Source organism: Micromonospora sp. MH99 (assembly GCF_021442385.1).
Classification (GTDB): domain Bacteria; phylum Actinomycetota; class Actinomycetes; order Mycobacteriales; family Micromonosporaceae; genus Micromonospora.
This window is the reverse complement of sequence record NZ_MUZA01000004.1, coordinates 39,293-54,906: the sequence shown is the minus strand read 5'-3', so window position 1 is coordinate 54,906 and position 15,614 is coordinate 39,293. Positions and strand designations below refer to the sequence as shown.

The 15,614-nt window shown below is 71.9% G+C and carries 17 protein-coding genes and 1 pseudogene; 13 read left to right on the top strand and 5 right to left on the bottom strand.

Features of this window, described 5'->3' with window-relative positions; translation table 11 throughout:
* The first annotated feature begins 9 nt into the window (after positions 1-9).
* The 5 genes from B0E54_RS03385 to B0E54_RS03365 are packed head-to-tail and all read left to right on the top strand — an operon-like array spanning position 10 to position 4,234.
* On the top strand, positions 10-1,314 hold the full coding sequence (locus B0E54_RS03385) for a TrpB-like pyridoxal phosphate-dependent enzyme (RefSeq protein WP_234581762.1): 1,305 nt from the start codon (positions 10-12) through the stop codon (positions 1,312-1,314).
* A gap of 56 nt (positions 1,315-1,370) precedes the next feature.
* Positions 1,371-2,075, top strand: a complete 705-nt coding sequence (locus B0E54_RS03380; RefSeq protein WP_234581761.1) for a flavodoxin family protein — start codon at positions 1,371-1,373, stop codon at positions 2,073-2,075.
* Positions 2,065-2,412, top strand: a complete 348-nt coding sequence (locus B0E54_RS03375) for a cupin domain-containing protein (RefSeq protein WP_234581760.1) — start codon at positions 2,065-2,067, stop codon at positions 2,410-2,412. The genes B0E54_RS03380 and B0E54_RS03375 overlap by 11 nt, the downstream gene beginning before the upstream one ends.
* A complete protein-coding gene (locus B0E54_RS03370; RefSeq protein ID WP_234581759.1) occupies positions 2,409-2,777 on the top strand; it encodes a chorismate mutase in 369 nt (122 codons plus the stop codon). The genes B0E54_RS03375 and B0E54_RS03370 overlap by 4 nt, the downstream gene beginning before the upstream one ends.
* Entirely contained in the window at positions 2,774-4,234 is a 1,461-nt protein-coding gene (locus tag B0E54_RS03365; protein ID WP_234581758.1) for a UbiD family decarboxylase, read from the top strand. Before B0E54_RS03370 ends, B0E54_RS03365 begins: the two co-directional genes overlap by 4 nt.
* Here B0E54_RS03365 and B0E54_RS03360 read toward each other — a convergent pair.
* Together B0E54_RS03360 and B0E54_RS03355 are read right to left on the bottom strand one after the other, a co-directional pair.
* Positions 4,179-5,690, bottom strand: coding sequence for a PLP-dependent aminotransferase family protein (locus B0E54_RS03360; protein ID WP_234581757.1), 1,512 nt, complete (start codon positions 5,688-5,690; stop codon positions 4,179-4,181). The genes B0E54_RS03365 and B0E54_RS03360 overlap by 56 nt on opposite strands.
* Before the next feature lie 24 nt (positions 5,691-5,714).
* Positions 5,715-6,209 carry a MarR family winged helix-turn-helix transcriptional regulator gene (locus tag B0E54_RS03355; protein WP_234581756.1) on the bottom strand — a complete coding sequence of 165 codons (495 nt, stop codon included), beginning with the start codon at positions 6,207-6,209 and terminating at the stop codon, positions 5,715-5,717.
* Between the two features lie 155 nt (positions 6,210-6,364).
* Between B0E54_RS03355 and B0E54_RS03350 the strand changes: the two genes are divergently transcribed.
* Entirely contained in the window at positions 6,365-6,787 is a 423-nt protein-coding gene (locus tag B0E54_RS03350; RefSeq protein ID WP_234581755.1) for a DUF6069 family protein, read from the top strand.
* A 101-nt stretch (positions 6,788-6,888) separates the two neighbouring features.
* Here the strand turns inward: B0E54_RS03350 and B0E54_RS03345 are convergent, their stop codons facing one another.
* Positions 6,889-7,371 (bottom strand): hypothetical protein, encoded by a 483-nt coding sequence (locus B0E54_RS03345; RefSeq protein WP_234581754.1) that lies wholly within the window; start codon positions 7,369-7,371, stop codon positions 6,889-6,891.
* A gap of 170 nt (positions 7,372-7,541) precedes the next feature.
* On the bottom strand, positions 7,542-7,973 hold the full coding sequence (locus B0E54_RS03340; RefSeq protein ID WP_234581753.1) for a DUF6223 family protein: 432 nt from the start codon (positions 7,971-7,973) through the stop codon (positions 7,542-7,544).
* Between the two features lie 219 nt (positions 7,974-8,192).
* On the opposite strand from B0E54_RS03340, the gene B0E54_RS03335 reads away from it, so the two are divergent.
* The 3 genes from B0E54_RS03335 (at position 8,193) to B0E54_RS03325 (ending at position 10,960) form a co-directional block, all read left to right on the top strand.
* Entirely contained in the window at positions 8,193-9,311 is a 1,119-nt protein-coding gene (locus B0E54_RS03335) for a sensor histidine kinase (RefSeq protein ID WP_234581752.1), read from the top strand.
* Positions 9,308-9,970, top strand: a complete 663-nt coding sequence (locus tag B0E54_RS03330; protein WP_234581751.1) for a response regulator transcription factor — start codon at positions 9,308-9,310, stop codon at positions 9,968-9,970. Before B0E54_RS03335 ends, B0E54_RS03330 begins: the two co-directional genes overlap by 4 nt.
* Positions 9,971-10,051: 81 nt before the next feature.
* Positions 10,052-10,960 carry a DUF2336 domain-containing protein gene (locus B0E54_RS03325; protein ID WP_234581750.1) on the top strand — a complete coding sequence of 303 codons (909 nt, stop codon included), beginning with the start codon at positions 10,052-10,054 and terminating at the stop codon, positions 10,958-10,960.
* A 114-nt stretch (positions 10,961-11,074) separates the two neighbouring features.
* On the opposite strand, the pseudogene B0E54_RS03320 reads toward B0E54_RS03325, so the two are convergent.
* A pseudogene (locus tag B0E54_RS03320) lies at positions 11,075-11,467 on the bottom strand (multiprotein-bridging factor 1 family protein); the annotation flags it as partial.
* Between the two features lie 364 nt (positions 11,468-11,831).
* On the opposite strand from B0E54_RS03320, the gene B0E54_RS03315 reads away from it, so the two are divergent.
* The 4 genes from B0E54_RS03315 to B0E54_RS03300 all read left to right on the top strand — a co-directional run bounded on the left by B0E54_RS03315 (position 11,832) and on the right by B0E54_RS03300 (position 15,605).
* Complete coding sequence (locus B0E54_RS03315) at positions 11,832-12,650, top strand: basic amino acid ABC transporter substrate-binding protein (RefSeq protein ID WP_234581749.1); 819 nt, start codon at positions 11,832-11,834, stop codon at positions 12,648-12,650.
* Positions 12,651-12,726: 76 nt separating this feature from the next.
* Complete coding sequence (locus B0E54_RS03310) at positions 12,727-13,521, top strand: amino acid ABC transporter permease (protein ID WP_234581748.1); 795 nt, start codon at positions 12,727-12,729, stop codon at positions 13,519-13,521.
* A 5-nt stretch (positions 13,522-13,526) separates the two neighbouring features.
* Complete coding sequence (locus tag B0E54_RS03305) at positions 13,527-14,366, top strand: amino acid ABC transporter ATP-binding protein (RefSeq protein WP_234581747.1); 840 nt, start codon at positions 13,527-13,529, stop codon at positions 14,364-14,366.
* A gap of 234 nt (positions 14,367-14,600) precedes the next feature.
* Positions 14,601-15,605 (top strand): multicopper oxidase domain-containing protein, encoded by a 1,005-nt coding sequence (locus B0E54_RS03300; RefSeq protein WP_234581746.1) that lies wholly within the window; start codon positions 14,601-14,603, stop codon positions 15,603-15,605.
* Positions 15,606-15,614: the final 9 nt, after the last annotated feature.

The window sequence follows — 15,614 nt, the reverse complement described above, 5'->3', positions numbered from 1 at the left end:
GAAGAGGCCATGACCGCGACGAAGTTCGTGCTGCCCGAGAGTGACATTCCGACGACCTGGTACAACGTGGTTCCCGACCTGCCCAAGGGACTGCCCCCGATGCTGCACCCCGGCACCCGGGAGCCCATCACCGCGGCGGATCTCGAACCCCTCTTCGCCACCGGCATGATCGAGCAGGAGTTCACCACCGAGCGGGACGTGGACATCCCGGGGCCGGTGCTCGACATCTACCGGCAGTGGCGGCCGAGCCCGCTCGTGCGCGCCCGCCGCCTGGAGCAGGCCCTCGACACGCCGGCCCGGATCTACTTCAAGTACGAGGGGGTCAGCCCGGCCGGCAGCCACAAGCCGAACACCGCCGTGCCGCAGGCGTACTACAGCAAGCTCGACGGCGTGCAGCGGCTGACCACCGAGACCGGCGCCGGCCAGTGGGGCAGTTCGCTCTCGATGGCCTGCGCGTACTTCGGCCTCGACTGCGAGGTCTTCATGGTGCGGATCAGCTACGACCAGAAGCCGTACCGGCGGGGACTGATGGAGACGTTCGGCGCGTCGGTCACCCCGAGCCCGAGCGACCGTACCGAGGCGGGCCGGGCGGCCCTCGCCGCCGACCCGGACTCCACCGGCAGCCTCGGCCTGGCCATCTCCGAGGCGGTGGAGGCGGCGATGTCCAGCGGCGGCGCCGCCAAGTACGCCCTCGGCTCGGTGCTCAACCTGGTGCTGATGCACCAGACGATCATCGGGCAGGAGGCGCTGCTCCAGCTCGCGATGGCCGACGACTACCCCGACATCGTGGTCGGCGCGGCCGGCGGCGGCTCCAACTTCGCCGGGCTGGCCCTGCCGTTCCTGCGCCGCCAGTTGGGCGGCGGCCCGACGGTGCGGTTCGTCGCCGCGGAGCCGGCCTCCTGCCCGTCGCTGACGCAGGGCAGCTACGACTACGACTTCGGCGACACCGCCGGGCTCACCCCGCTGGCCAAGATGCACACCCTCGGCCACGACTTCCACCCGCCGGCGATCCACGCCGGTGGGCTGCGCTACCACGGCATGGCGCCGATCGTCAGCGCGCTGCGGGACATCGACCTGATCGAGGCGCGGGCGGTCCCGCAGACCGCCTGCTTCGAGGCGGGCGTGCTGTTCGCCCGCAGCGAGGGCATCGTGCCGGCCCCGGAGTCCACCCACGCCGTGCGGGTGGCGGTGGACGAGGCGCTGCGCTGCCGGGAGACGGGCGAGTCGAAGGCCATCGTCTTCTCCCTCTCCGGGCACGGCCACTTCGACATGCAGGCCTACATCGACTACTTCGCCGGGAAACTGACGGACTGACCTCGCGAGAGGGTGGGCGCCACCGTGGCGTCCACCCTCCGCGACGAGCACCGGGGGTGCCATTGCACAGCGAAGCAGCGACCATCCTCGCCATCAACGGATCGGAACGGCCCGGTGGCAACACCGACCACGCCATCGCGTACGCGGGCAAGCTGATCGCCGATCGGGGCGCGATCCTGCGCACCATCGCGCTACGCGACCACCGCATCTCGCCGTGCAGCCCGTGCGGCGACTGCAACAGCCGTACCCTGCCCTGCCAGGTGGACGACGACGTCCCCGCCCTGGTGGAGCAGATGGCCAGCGCCGACGGGCTGATCTACGCGGCTCCGGTGCACGGCTTCGGCCTCGCCCACCTCATGCAGGTCTTCATCGAGCGGGCGGGCGTCGGCTACCTGCGTTTCACCCGGCCGCTGGCCGACAAGGTCGGCGGCATCATCGTCACCGGGCGTCGGTACAGCGACTCCTCGGTGCACAACCAGATCGTCAACAACCTGCTGCTCAACCGGATGATTCTGGTGGGCAGCGGCTTCCCCGTCCTGCTGCGCAACACCACCGGCGCTCCCGGCCTGACCGACGTCGAGGGCGTCGACGCGCTGGAGCGGATGGTGCACCGGATGCTCGACATGGTGCAGCTGCTCAAGCGGCACCAGGGGGTCGAGGGCGGTCCGGTCCTCCCGCGCCGCGACCGCAACGAGCGTGTTCCGCGGCCCCGCCGCGCCGAAACCGTCCACACCAGAGGAGATATCGAGAATGTCCACTGAGCAGGTCGCCGCGCCGGTCGGCATCGACTTCCCGGCCACCGAGTGGGAGAGGTGGGACAAGCCGGGAGCCGAGGGGCGCGTCAAGATCTCGTACGTCGGAGGTCAGCGTCTCCGCCTGCTGGAGCTGCCGCCGGGCTTCGACGAGCACCACTGGTGCCTGCGTGGGCACACCGGCTACGTCCTGCAGGGCGAGTTCACCATCCACTTCCGGGACCGGTCGGTGCCGTGCCGCCCGGGCATGGGCTTCGTCATCCCCGACGACGAGGAGCACCGGTCCCAGGGCAGCGACGCGGAGCCCACAGTCGTCTTCGTGATCGACCAGGTCCCGCAGCCGTGAGCGATCAGCGCCCGATCGCGCCGCCGGCCGGCTCCCCGCCGGCCGGCGGCGCCGACGGCCCGGCCCGGATCGCCGAGCTGCGGGTCGCCATCGACGCGCTCGACCAGCGGATCATCGCCCTGCTGGCGGAGCGCACCCGGGTGGTGCAGGAGCTGACCGCGCACAAGACGGACGAGGCGACAGTCCGATCACCCGACCGGGTACGACAGGTGCTCGACCGGGTGCACGACCTGGCCGCCCAGCACGGCATGCCGCCCGAGGTGGCGGTCGGCGCCTACCGGACGCTCATCGACGAGCTGACCCGGATGCAGCTCGACATGCTGGCAGAGCGTCGGGACACCGCGCCACGGGCGGACGAGCGATGAGTCACCGCCCGCCCGTCGACCTGCGGCACGCCCTGGCCAGCCTCGATCCGCTCCCGGGCGAGCTGGTCCGCGTCCCCACGGAGCTGCCCGCCCGCTACGGTGTCTCCGCCCACTACGCCCGCTGGGCGGGCGCTCCCGCCGCCCCGCCCACCGGCGCCGGCCCGGCGGTGCTCTTCGACCGGGTACGCCCCGACCACGGCCCGACCCGGGCGGTGCTGATGGGCCTCTACGGCACCCGCCGGCGTGCCTCCGGTCTGCTCGGCTGCACGCCGGCCGAGCTGCCGCACCGGCTGCTCGCCGCGGTGGCCGCACCCCGTCCGCCGGTGGCCGCCCCCGACGCGTCCCGCTGGCCACGCGAGACGCTGCCGGTGGATCTGACCGCGCTGCCGGTGCCGGTCCTGACCGATGAGGACGCCGGCCCGTACCTGACCCTCGGCGCGGTGCTCGCCACCGACCCGGACACCGGGGTCCGCAACCTGTCCGTGCACCGGATGTGCGTGCAGGGGCCCGACACGTTGACCATCTGGATGGTGCCGGGCCGGGACCTGGAGCTCGCGCACCAGGCCGCTCTGCGCCGGGGGAGTCCGTTGCCGGTCGCGATCCACCTCGGCCTGAGCCCGGCGGTGCTGCTGTCGTCCTGCTGCCCGACCTCGCTGGTCCCGCCCGACCTCGACGAGCTGGCGGTGGCCGGCGCGCTCGCCGGTCAACCGGTGGAGCTGCTGCCCTGCGCGACTGTGGACGCCGAGTTCATCGCGCACGCCGAGTACGTCATCGAGGGCGAGTTGCTGGCCGACCGGGTGCCCGAGAGCGCGCACGGCACGGTGGCCACGCCGGAGTTCCTCGGCTACCAGGGTCGGGCGCATCCCTCGTTGCCGCTGATCCGCATCACCGCGATCACCGCCCGGGAGAGCCCGATCCTGCAGGCGGTCTCCGGGCCCGGCCACGAGCAGTCGGTGCTGCTCGGCTTCGGGATGGAGGCCGCGGTGCTGGACCTGCTGCGCCGCCGGGGGACGCCGGCTCGGGCGGCGCACTGCCACACCGCGGGCGGCGGTCAGCTCATGGTGGTGCTGCAGTGGCCGGCCAAGCGCGGCCCGGCCGACGACCTCGCGGTACGCGCCGCCGCCGAGGCGGTGCTGGAGCAGTTCCGGATGGCCAAGCTGGTGCTGTGCGTGGACGAGGACGTCGACATCGAGTCCGATCAGGACCTGTGGTGGGCGATGGTCACCCGCTTCCAGGCCGACCAGGACCTGCTCGTGCTGCCGGACCGGGAGGGTTTTCCGCTCGACCCGAGCCAGCACACCGGCTACTCCCCGTCGCTGTCGGCGGACGGGCGCACGGCGAAGGCGGTCTTCGACTGCACCGTCCCGTACGCCCAGAGCGCGCGCTTTCACCGGCCTCGCTTCACCGAGCCGTCACGTCCCGTACCGCGGCGGCCAGCAGCGCCACTCCCTCGGTGATCTTCGCGGCGGGCAGCGCCGCGTACCCGATCAGGAAGGTCGGCTCGCTCGGCGGTCGGGTGACGAAGTAGCCCGAGGCCGGGTAGACCCGGACGCCCCGCCCGGCGGCGGCGCGCACGATCTCGGCCTCGCCGACGTCGCGCGCGCCGCCCAGGGTCACCAGCACGTGCAGGCCGGCGGCCGTGCCGGAGATCCGTACTCCCGCGCCGAAGTGTTCGTACAGCGCCTCCAGCAGCCGGGCACGCCGCTGCCGGTAGAGGCGGTCCATCTGGCCGATGTGCCGGGCGTACGCGCCGGAGGCGATGAACTCGGCCAGCGCCTCCTGGGTCAGCGTCGGGGTCAGCCGGTCGGTGATCCACTTGACGCCCAGGAACGACCGGACGAGATGGGGCGGCAGCACCGCGTACCCGATGCGCAGCGAGGGGAAGAGGGTCTTGCTGAAGCTGCCGACGTAGACCACGTCGGCGTCCTGCGGGTCGGCGGCCAGCGAGGGGAGCCGCTCCTGCGCGAAGGTGAACTCGTTGTGGTAGTCGTCCTCCAGCACCGTGGCCCCGTGTTCGCGAGCCCAGCGCAGCAGCGCCCGTCGCCGCCGCTCGGACATGATGAACCCGGTGGGGAACTGGTGCGACGGGGTGACGTAGACCAGGCGTACGCGGGCCGGGTCGAGGCCGTGCGCGCGGACCTGGCAGTCGATCTCGTCGACCCGCAGGCCCTCCTCGTCGACGCCGACCGGCACCACAGCGGCCCGTGAGTAGCCGAAGATCTGTCGGAGCACGGTGTGGCTCGGGTCCTCGATGATCACCACGTCGTCGGGACCGACGAGCAGTCGGACCAGGATGTCCATGGCCTGGGTGGCGCCGCTGGTCACCACCGTGTTCTCCCGGGTGGCGTCCAGCGCGCGGCTGCGCCGCAGCAGGGCGGTGATCTGGGCGCGCAACGACAACGCGCCCTCGGCCGGGCCGTAGCCCAGGGCCACCGCGTCGGCCCGGCTCACCGCGTCGGCGAGCGACTGCCGCCACCGGGTCACCGGGAAGCTGGCCAGCGCGGGGGTGCCGTGCCGGAAGTCGTACGTCCCGTCCGGCCGGTGCATCGGCGCCGGTTCCCACGGTTTCCACAGCGCGCTGCCGGCGTCGGTGGGCAGTGGGGGTTCGGGCCGCAGGTGCGCGCGGGCGGCGCGGGGGGCGGGTGGCAGCGCGTCGGTCAGGGCCGCGCTGACCCGGGTGCCGGAACCCCGGCGTGAGGTGAGCACCCCGTTGGCCCGCAGCAGCTCGTACGCCCGGGTCACCACCGTCCGGGAGACGCCGAGTTGGTGTGCCAGCTCGCGACTGGGCGGCACCGTGTCGCCCGGGCGCAGCCGGCCGGCCCGCACGGATCCGCTGATCTGGTCGCAGAGTTGCTGCTGCAACGGAACCGAACTGTCGCGGTCCAGCGTGACGAGGAGCTGGTCGGAACTCACCTGCCCATGCTCCCCCGGTCGAGGTCAGGCGGCCCGTGCGGATCGCCTGCGGGCGGGCCGTTCGGCCTGCACGAACGTCGACAGTCGGCCGTTCACCAGTCGACCGAGCACGTCCAGGAAGATGGCGCGGTCGCGCGACGGGACGGTGGCGAGGATGTCGCCCTGTAGCCGCGCGACGATCTGCCGTGCCTCGGCGACCAGCCGCTCGCCGTCCGGCGTGACGGTGACGATGCGGGCGCGTCGGTCGGTGGTCGATGGCTGGCGTTCGGCCAGGCCGGCGCGTTCCAGTTCGTCGAGGGTGACGACCATCGTCGTCTTGTCGATGCCGCACATCTCGCCGAGCTGACTCTGGGTGAACTCGCCGGTGAGGCCGCGATCGAGCACGCAGTAGGCACGCGTCGAGATGCCCAGGCCGGAGAGCGCGGCGGCGTGCTCCTGGGCCAGCGCGTGGGTGGCCCAGGACATCAGAAACATCAGGTCGGGCGCTGTGGCATCGGGCCCCGAGGTTCCGGTGGTCATGGCCGCAGCCTAGCAACTGGTTCGTGATTCGAACTATCTCGTGGCGGAGCATCTGCGCGCCCAGCAGACAAGTTAAGAACGAGATAGTTAAGAACAGAACCTTCTGGTACGGTTCGATCTCGACACCGTGTTCCTCCACTAAGGAGTCACCCCTGATGTCTGCGAAAGCCTCTGCTCCCCACGCCGTCGACGGTCCTGCACGCACCCGGAACCGATCCGTAGCCGTCGCGGTCGCCGTGCTCGCCGCCGTGGCCGTGTGGTCGGGCGCCACCCTCGCTGGCGCGCAGCTCACCGTCGACCAGGGCTCCGGTCCGCAGGACGTCCCGGTGCTCGCCGTGCTCATGACGTCCGCGCTCGCGGCGCTGCTCGGTTGGGCACTCCTGGCGGTGCTCGAGCGCTTCTCGGCCCGCGCCACGACGATCTGGACGGGGATCGCGGTCGCCGTCCTCGTCCTGTCTCTCCTGCCCGCGCTCCTGGTCGACGCCTCGGCCGGCACCAGGTTCACCCTCGTCCTGATGCACCTGGTGGTGGGCGCGGTAGTGATCCTGGGCCTCCGCAGAGGCGCTCGGCACGCCTGACGGGTGGCCGCCCCGTCGACGACGTCGCCTCTCCTGCTCCACGCGGCGCAGGAAAGAGTGCGCCCGGCGACTGCCGCGCGACGTGGACGATCGCGGCGGCATCAGCGCATGTCGTGGCAGCCGACCTGATCGCCGATCTCGGGTGGGATGCCGAACGGGGTGCATTCGAGCGCGCTGCCCTCGCCCACCTTCTTCCACGCGCCGGACGAGTACTCGAACAGCAGCACGCCATCGCCCTGCATCGTCGGGTCGACGGCGATCACCCCGGCGGTGGCCCACTGCCGCGCGCACTTGATGTGGTCCGGGTCGATCCGGTGGGTGTCTCCCAGCCCCGCCACCCGTTGCAGGGTCGCGGCCCCGACCGGGCAGGCGGCCTTGCTGGTGGTCGGCGTGGCGGGCGCCGCGGTGCGGGTCGGTGACGGCACGCCGGGGTTGGTCGACGCCACGCCGGAGGCCGTCGCGGTGCCGGGGGTGGGTGACGGACTGCCGGCCCCGGCCACCGGGTCGGGGCCGGCAGGGGAGCAGCCTGCCAGCCCCGCCAGCAGGGTGAGCGGCAGGAGCACGCGGGCGGTTGCCGGGTTCATCGTTCCTCCAGGTCCGGTGTGAACGGCGATCTGCAGCTACACGTCCCGGGGGCCGGAGAGGTTGCGCCGCCACCGCAGCGGTCCGGGCCGACGACCGGATCACCGGCGGTCGCACCACCGGGCTTGCGGCGGCGCGTCATCCGGCGGCTGACGTGCCGCCGGACGGGAGGTCAGGCGCGGGAGCGGCGCAGCGCCAGCCCGCCGAGACCGAGGGCGGCCACCCCCACCACCAGTGCCACGTACGCCCCGCCGCGCCCGTTGCCCGTGCCGATGCCGCCGTCGGAGGTCGCCACCACCAGCGCGCCGAGGGCGACGCCGACCAGCCCGGCCGCCAGGGCCACCGTCGCGCCGAGCAGCCCGCTGCCGGTGCCGACGCGGCTGGCGGGCCGGGCCAGGGCCAAGGCGCCGACGATCACCCCCGCCAGGCCCAGCAGAGCGCCCACGCTCGCCCCGAGTCGCCCGGCGCTCATGGTGGTGACGCTGGCCGCCAGGGGAGCGGACGAGGCGTACGCGGCGGCCGGCGCGGCCAGCCCTCCGGCCAGGGCGGACGCGGCAGCGGTGAACACCAGTCGGGCCCGCTTCGGGTGTGCTGAGGGGAGCATGTGCTTCTCCTTCGTCGTACGTCTCGTTTGTTGTCGTTCGATCCTGTCGCCGGTTCGGCCGCGGGTCGTCCGGCAGCCGGAGGCATTCCGCGCTGCCGCCACCGGCGCAGGCGGCTGCCGCGCACGGCGCACCTGCGGCCCGACTACCGCAGGCGCGGTAGACGCCTGTCGGTCGTGCGCAGGAGTCGCTGACGCCGCAGGTCGGGCTAGGGTGCGCGCATGAGCACAGGGCGTGCAGCTCTCCGGGACTCGGCGATCGCCGTCGGTGTGGCGGCGGTGCTGCTGGTCGCCGGGCGGTCCGCGGACCACTCCACAGTCGACAGCGACCTGCTGGGTTACTCGCTGCTGGTGGCCAGCGGTCTGGCGCTTGCGGCGCGTGGTCGGGCGCCCGTCGCCGTCCTCGCCGTCACCGGGCTGTGTGCCGTGGGTTACCAGGCGGTCGGTCTCGACGTGCCGGCCGTCGCCTTCCTCTTCGCGGTCTACACCGGCGTGCGGACGGGCCACCGGGTCGTCACGGTCGTCGCCGCCGTGTTGATGCTCGTCGCCCTTCCTCTCACCGCCCTCGCCCCGCCGCTGCACCTGCCCCCGGGGGAGGCCTTCGCCCGGGCCCGGGGCGCGCTCGAACTGGCGTGGCTGATCGCCGCCGGCGCCGCGGGTGAGGCATTGCGGCAGGCCGAGCGGCGGGCGGACGAGGCCGAGCGCACCCGGGAGGAGACGGCGCGACGCCGCGCCGACGAGGAGCGCCTGCACATCGCGCGGGAGCTGCACGATTCCCTCACCCACCAGATCTCGATCATCAAGGTGCAGGCCGAGGTGGCAGTGCACCTGGCCCGCCGGCGCGGCGAGGCGGTGCCGGAGGCGCTGCTGGCGATCCGGGAGGCCGGCCGTGAGGCGAGCCGGGAGTTGCGCGCGACCCTGGAGGCCCTGCGGGACGACGGCAGGAACCCGCCGCGCGGCCTGGACCACCTGCCGGAGTTGGTGCAGCGGGCCCGGATGGCCGGGCTGGACGCGACGTTGACTGTCGAGGGCGAACGACACGCCGTGCCGGCGGCGGTGGACCGGACGGCCTACCGGATCGTGCAGGAGTCCCTCACCAACGTCGCCCGGCACGCCGCCGCGGCCACGGCGTCGGTCCGGGTCGACTACCGTCCGGACGCCCTCGCGATCCGCGTCGACGACGACGGCGATGCCACGCTGGCCGCCGTGCCGACGCCCGGAGTCGGGCTGCTCGGGATGCGCGAACGGGTCACCGCCCTGGGCGGTCGCCTCCACGCGGCGCCCCGGGACGAGGGTGGCTTCACCGTCCACGCCGAACTCCCCGTCGGCCCGCCCGGATGATCCGCGTCCTGCTGGTCGACGACCAGGCGCTGCTGCGCAGTGGCTTCCGCGCCCTCCTGGACATCGAGGACGACATCGAGGTGGTGGCCGAGGCCGCCGACGGCCGCGAGGGGGTCGCTCTCGCCCGGCGTCACCTGCCCGACATCGCGCTCATCGACATCCAGATGCCGGTGCTGGACGGCATCGAGGCGACCCGGCTCATCGCCGCGGACCCGGCCCTGGCGGGGGTGCACGTCGTGATCCTGACCAACTACGGCCTCGACGAACACGTCTTCCACGCGCTGCGCGCCGGCGCCGCCGGCTTCCTTGTCAAGGACATCGAGCCGGAGGACTTCCTGCATGCCGTACGCGTCGCCGCGCGGGGCGACGCGCTGCTCGCGCCCTCGATCACCCGCCGACTCATCGACAGGTACGTCGCCGAGCCGCGCCACCTGCGAGCCCCGACCGGTCTGCGGGAGCTGACCAGCCGCGAACGTGAAGCAGTCGTCCTGGTCGCCCAGGGCCTGTCGAACGACGAGGTCGCCGCGCGCATGGTGATCAGCCCCCTCACCGCCAAGACCCACATCAACCGGGCCATGGCCAAGCTGCACGCCCGCGACCGCGCCCAACTCGTGGTCATCGCGTACGAGTCAGGTCTGGTGGCCCCGCGCCACGACTGACCCTCGGCGGCCCGCCGCGGACCACTGGCTGCGCAGCCTTGCCGCGCGGGGTCCGGTCCGGCGCGTGCCATGATTGCGCCCATGGGCAAGCAGCAGCACGTCGGCGGGGCCGACCGGGACAGCGGGTCGGGTGCCACGGCCGACCGTCCGACCGGTGATGGGGCGGACGCGCGGCTCGCCGTCGCACACGACCCCGCAACGCCACAGATGACACTCATCGACCTGGCATCCGATGCGTCGACAGCGGTCCGCAAGGCGGTCGCGGCCCGGCCGGACGCGCCCGCGCAGGCCCTGCGGTCGCTGACCCGCGACCATGATCGTCACGTCCGGGAGGCCGTGGCACGCAATCCCGCGACGTCGGCCGGCAATCTCCTGCGCCTGGTCAAGGACGCGGACCGGTGGGTCCGCTGGGCCGTCGCCGGCAACCCGGCCTGCGACGAGTCGGTCCGCCGGGTGATGGCCGCCGCGCCCGACAAGGAGCTTCGGGGCCTGCTCGCCGAGTCCCGCGAGTTGGAGCCCGAGCTGGCCGCCAGGCTGGTCGACGATGTCTCACCCGAGGTGCGGGAACGGCTCGCGACGCACACCCAGGACCCGGACGTCATCGTCGCCCTGCTGGCCGACCGCACCGTGCGCGTCCGCAAGGGGCTCGCCCGCAACCCGCGGACCACCGCCGCGCAGCGCGGCGCTCTGGCCAGGGACCCGGCGGTCGACGTGCGGGTTGCGCTGGTCCGCGCGCTGGAGCTGGACGAGGCGGATCTGGAGGCCCTGGTCGACGACCGTTCGGTGCAGGTCCGGCTGGCGATGGCCACGTCCGAGATCATCCCGGCCCACGTCCGCCGGCGGCTCGAAGGCGATCCCGACGACATGGTGGCCGCCGCCGCGCGGGACTTCCGGCCCGGAGCCGCCAGCACCCCGGTGGTACGGGCTCCCCGCATCGGTTCCCGGCGCTCCGGCACCGGCCCGGGTCGACCGGCTCGCGCCGCCCGCTGAGGCCCGCCCGGGGTCGCCCGGCCGGTCGGGTCACCGGCGCGACGCGCTCGTCCGCGAGGGGGAGGGCGGAACGGCCCCGGAGCCGGTCGTGGACGGCGGCGCTCCCTCGACCGGGAGATCGCGGCCGGCGAGGCGGCGCAGAAGTTCCCGGATCCGGCGCTTGTCGGCGGCGGAGACCGTGTCGTCGAGCAGCCGCCTCCGGATGGTGCCCATGTCCGCCTCGACCTCCGCCAGCACGTGCGGCGTCACGACGGCGTTCGGCATCGCGAGCGGCCGGATCGCGGCGGCGATGGAAAGGCCGAGGGTGGCGCAGAGGCTGCGGACCTTCGCCAGCTCCGGGTAGCGCTGCCAGTCACCGGCGAGCCAGCGGAACAGCGTCGAGCGGCTGACACCGGTGTGGTGCGCGATGTCGCCGACTGTCCAACCGTGCTCCTCGCGGGCGTCGTCGACGGCCTGGCGCACGAACTGTGCGAAGGCCATCTGGGGTGTCGTGGGATAGGTGTCCATCCTCAGCCGTGCCCTCCCATCCGGGATCGCCTCGGGTGTGCCGGGCTCGACGGTCAGTTTTTTTCATCGGTCAACGCGGCGGTGGCACTGATCGTCTATCAGCTTCTGCGGTGGCGCAGCGGTGGCCGGCTCAGCTGCTTACTCGTTCGAGGTGGGTCGGATACTCAAATGCCGCTGGTCGCTGCGACCGGTCGTCCCGTTCGGGACCGCCCGTCCCGTTCACGGGCTGTGACGGTCACCGCAGCACGACCGCTGCATCGTGCGATCTGGGTACCGTTCGTCGAATCAGGTACCGTCCCCTGTCACACCGTCTTCGCACCAACCTGGCTTCCTGTCACAGGGGAGCCGAACCGGAGGGACACTCGTGAGAGTCCGTAGCGCAGTCCGTCAGGCCGGCCTCGTCGCGGCGGTCGCCGCTCTGGCGTTGAGCGCGGGATGCGCCAAGAAGGATGACAGCGAGGTCCAGGCCAGCGGAGTCAAGCTGGTCGAGGCCGGCAAGCTGACCGTCTGCACCCACCTGCCGTACCCGCCGTTCCAGTCGAAGGACGCCAGCGGCAAGGTCACCGGGTTCGACGTCGACGTGATGGACCTCGTGGCCAAGGAGCTGGGCGTCGAGCAGACGATCATCGACACGCCGTTCGAGGGGATCAAGTCCGGTCAGGACCTGAACACCGGCAAGTGCGACGCGGCGGCCGCCGGCATGACCATCACCGCCGAACGGCAGAAGGTGATGAACTTCTCCGACCCGTACTTCGACGCGACGCAGGCGATGCTGGTCAAGACCGGCAAGCCGTACAAGTCGCTCGACGACCTGCGGGGCAAGAAGCTCGGCGTCCAGGCGGCCACCACCGGCCGTGACTACGCCCGCAAGTTCGAGAAGGAGAAGGGCCTGCAGCTGGTCGAGTTCGAGGATCTCGCCGCCCTGCAGCAGGCAGTCGCCAACGGCCAGGTCGAGGCCGCCGTCAACGACCTGCCGGTCTGGACCGAGTACCTCCGCAAGAACCCGGGTGGGTTCGAGGTGACCGCCGAGTTCGACACCGGCGAGCAGTACGGGTTCTCTGTGAAGAAGGACGGCAACCCGGAACTGCTCAAGAAGATCAACGAGGCGCTGGCCAAGGCCAAGCAGGACGGCTCGTACGACTCGATCTACGAAAAGTGGATCGGCAAGCGGCCCAGCGCCTGATCGACGCTCAGTGGGGAAGGGCGCGCGTCTCGCGCGCCCTTCCCGTCGACACACTCCGGGAAGGCAACGAGCCGACGTGAAGCTGCGACGCCGCCAGCGGGAACGACTGTCCCTCGGCATCCAGTACCTGGTCTTCGTCGCGATCATCGCCGTGGTGCTCTTCGCCGCGGACTGGGGCAGGCTCAAGGACGCGTTCTTCCGCGTCGACATCATCGAGTCGATGTTCCCGACGATCATCACCGTGGCGCTGCGCAACACGATCCTCTACACGCTTGGCGCGTTCGCCTTCGGCCTCGTGTTCGGCACCGTGCTCGCGCTGATGCGGCTGTCCCGGGTGGCGCCGTACCGCTGGCTGGCGACCGCGTACATCGAGTTGTTCCGGGGTCTGCCGGCGCTGCTGGTGCTCTTCCTCGTCGGGTACGGCATCCCGATCGCCTTCCCGGAGCGGGAGATTCCCGGCGGCGTGTTCGGCTCGATCGCGATCGGTCTCGGCCTGACCGCCGCCGCGTACATGGCCGAGACCATCCGGGCCGGCATCCAGGCCGTGCCGAAGGGGCAGATGGAGGCGGCCCGCACCCTCGGCATGTCGCACTTCACCGCCATGCGCACCATCGTCATCCCGCAGGCGTTCCGGATCGTCATCCCACCGCTGACGAACGAGCTCATCCTGCTCACCAAGGACTCGTCGCTGGCCTATGTGCTGGGCGTGACGGCGCAGACCATCGAGGTCACCAAGTTCGGCCGGGACATGCTCAACGACCGGGTGAACGCCACGCCGCTGCTGGTGGCCGGCCTCGCCTACCTCGTCATCACCCTGCCCCTGTCCCAGGTGGTGCGCCGCCTCGAACTCCGCTACGCCAAGGCCCGGTGACCCGCATGACGACCACCCCGTCCCGTCCCGCCGTCGAGATCCGCGACCTGCACAAGTCCTTCGGTTCGCTCGAGGTGCTCAAGGGCATCGACTTCGAGGTCGGCCAGGGCGAGGTCGTCTGCGTCATCGGGCCGTCCGGCTCCGGTAAGTCGACGTTGCTGCGCTGCGTCGACCTGCTGGAGGAGCCGACCGCCGGAACGATCTGGGTGAACGGCGTCGAGATGACCGACCCGGACGTCGAGATCGACGCGGTGCGTCGGGGCATCGGGATGGTGTTCCAGTCGTTCAACCTGTTCCCGCACCTGACCGTGCTGAACAACCTCACCATCGCCCAGCGGCGGGTGCTGCGGCGTGGTCGCGCCGAGGCCGAGCGGATCGCGCGGGCCAACCTGGAGCGGGTCGGCCTGACCGACAAGGCCGACGCGTTCCCGGCGCAGCTCTCGGGCGGGCAGCAGCAGCGGGCCGCGATCGCCCGGTCGTTGTCGATGGAGCCGAAGCTGATGCTCTTCGACGAGCCGACGTCGGCGCTCGACCCGGAGCTGGTCGGCGACGTGCTCACCGTCATGCGGGGGCTCGCCGAGGACGGCATGACGATGATGGTGGTCACCCACGAGATGGCGTTCGCCCGGGACGTGGCGGACCGGGTCGTGTTCATGGACGGCGGCGTCGTTGTCGAGCAGGGGCCGCCGCAGGAGGTGCTGGGGGCGCCGAAGCACGAGCGGACCCGCGCGTTCCTCGCCCGGGTCCTCGACCCGACCCGGGTGGAGCGGCTCGGCCAGCCCGCCCAGTCGCCCGAGCCGCCGGAGGTCCCCGGCCTGCCGATGGACGGCCGGCACACCGTCTGACCGCGCCACATCGCCTGGTCAATCGACGTACGTTGTGATCTCGCGGTAATCTTCCTGCAATCAGACCTGTACTTTCGTTGATGGATTACATAAGTTGTGTTCATCCATCGAAAGTTCTGAGTCTTCCGAGCGAAGTCCGCGACGATCCTCACCTCAGTCGTGCTGCCGCCTTGTGCTCGGCGGTCGATGCACCCTGCCCTCGTCGCGTCTTCGCCCGGTCGGGAACGGAGACCCATGGACGATCACGCCGTTGGCTCCCATCGCCACCTGTCCCGCCGATCACTGATCGCCACCGGGGCCCTCGCCGCCGGGGCGCTGGGCGCGTCCGCGCCCACGCTCGGCGACGCGTTCGGAGGCAGCCCGGCCCGGGCCGCCGCCGGAGTGACCAAGAAGGTCACCATCTACGCCGAGCAGTTGCCCGGCGGCCTGTTCGGGTACGGCCTCGCACCCGGACAGGCCACCGTGCCGGGGCCGGTGCTGGAGATCTACGAGGGTGACACCCTGGAGATCACCCTGGTCAACACCACCGACCAGCGGCTCTCCATCCACCCGCACGGCGTGGACTACAGCACCGACTCGGACGGCAGTCCGCTCAACGCCTCGTTCAACAACCCCGGCGAAACCCGGACGTACGTCTGGCGCTCCCACGAGATGGTGGCCGCGTCGGGCCGCCGGTACATGCCGGGCAGCGCCGGCTACTGGCACTACCACGATCACGCCATGGGCACCGACCACGGCACCGCCGGAGTCGCGAAGGGCCTGTACGGGGCCCTGATCGTCAGGCGCCGGGGCGACATCCTGCCGGACAAGCAGTTCACCGTCGTGTTCCACGACATGACGATCAACAACCGGATGGCCCCGGACACGCCGATGTTCGAGGCGAACCTGGGCCAGCGGGTGGAGTGGCTCGCCATCGGGCACGGCAACCTGTTCCACACCTTCCACCTGCACGCGCACCGCTGGGCGGACAACCGCACCGGAATGCTGGAGGGGCCGGCCGACCCGAGCCTGGTCATCGACAACAAGGACCTCAACCCGGGCAGCTCGTTCGGGTTCCAGGTGCTGGCCGGCGAGGGCGTCGGACCCGGTGCGTGGATGTACCACTGCCACGTGCAGAACCACTCCGACGGCGGCATGGCCGGGATCTTCCTGGTGCGCAACGCCGACGGCAGCATGCCCCCCGGCGCCGAAGAGGCGATCCACCGGTTCCAGGGCCACACCCACACGCACGGAAGCTGACGAAAGTGG

Coding starts and splice junctions, on each gene's coding strand:
- B0E54_RS03385 (WP_234581762.1), top strand. CDS start 10: ATGACCGCGACGAAGTTCGTGCTGCCCGAGAGTGACATTCCGACGACC.
- B0E54_RS03375 (WP_234581760.1), top strand. CDS start 2,065: ATGTCCACTGAGCAGGTCGCCGCGCCGGTCGGCATCGACTTCCCGGCC.
- B0E54_RS03365 (WP_234581758.1), top strand. CDS start 2,774: ATGAGTCACCGCCCGCCCGTCGACCTGCGGCACGCCCTGGCCAGCCTC.
- B0E54_RS03355 (WP_234581756.1), bottom strand. CDS start 6,209: ATGACCACCGGAACCTCGGGGCCCGATGCCACAGCGCCCGACCTGATG.
- B0E54_RS03350 (WP_234581755.1), top strand. CDS start 6,365: ATGTCTGCGAAAGCCTCTGCTCCCCACGCCGTCGACGGTCCTGCACGC.
- B0E54_RS03345 (WP_234581754.1), bottom strand. CDS start 7,371: ATGAACCCGGCAACCGCCCGCGTGCTCCTGCCGCTCACCCTGCTGGCG.
- B0E54_RS03340 (WP_234581753.1), bottom strand. CDS start 7,973: ATGCTCCCCTCAGCACACCCGAAGCGGGCCCGACTGGTGTTCACCGCT.
- B0E54_RS03335 (WP_234581752.1), top strand. CDS start 8,193: ATGAGCACAGGGCGTGCAGCTCTCCGGGACTCGGCGATCGCCGTCGGT.
- B0E54_RS03330 (WP_234581751.1), top strand. CDS start 9,308: ATGATCCGCGTCCTGCTGGTCGACGACCAGGCGCTGCTGCGCAGTGGC.
- B0E54_RS03325 (WP_234581750.1), top strand. CDS start 10,052: ATGGGCAAGCAGCAGCACGTCGGCGGGGCCGACCGGGACAGCGGGTCG.
- B0E54_RS03305 (WP_234581747.1), top strand. CDS start 13,527: ATGACGACCACCCCGTCCCGTCCCGCCGTCGAGATCCGCGACCTGCAC.
- B0E54_RS03300 (WP_234581746.1), top strand. CDS start 14,601: ATGGACGATCACGCCGTTGGCTCCCATCGCCACCTGTCCCGCCGATCA.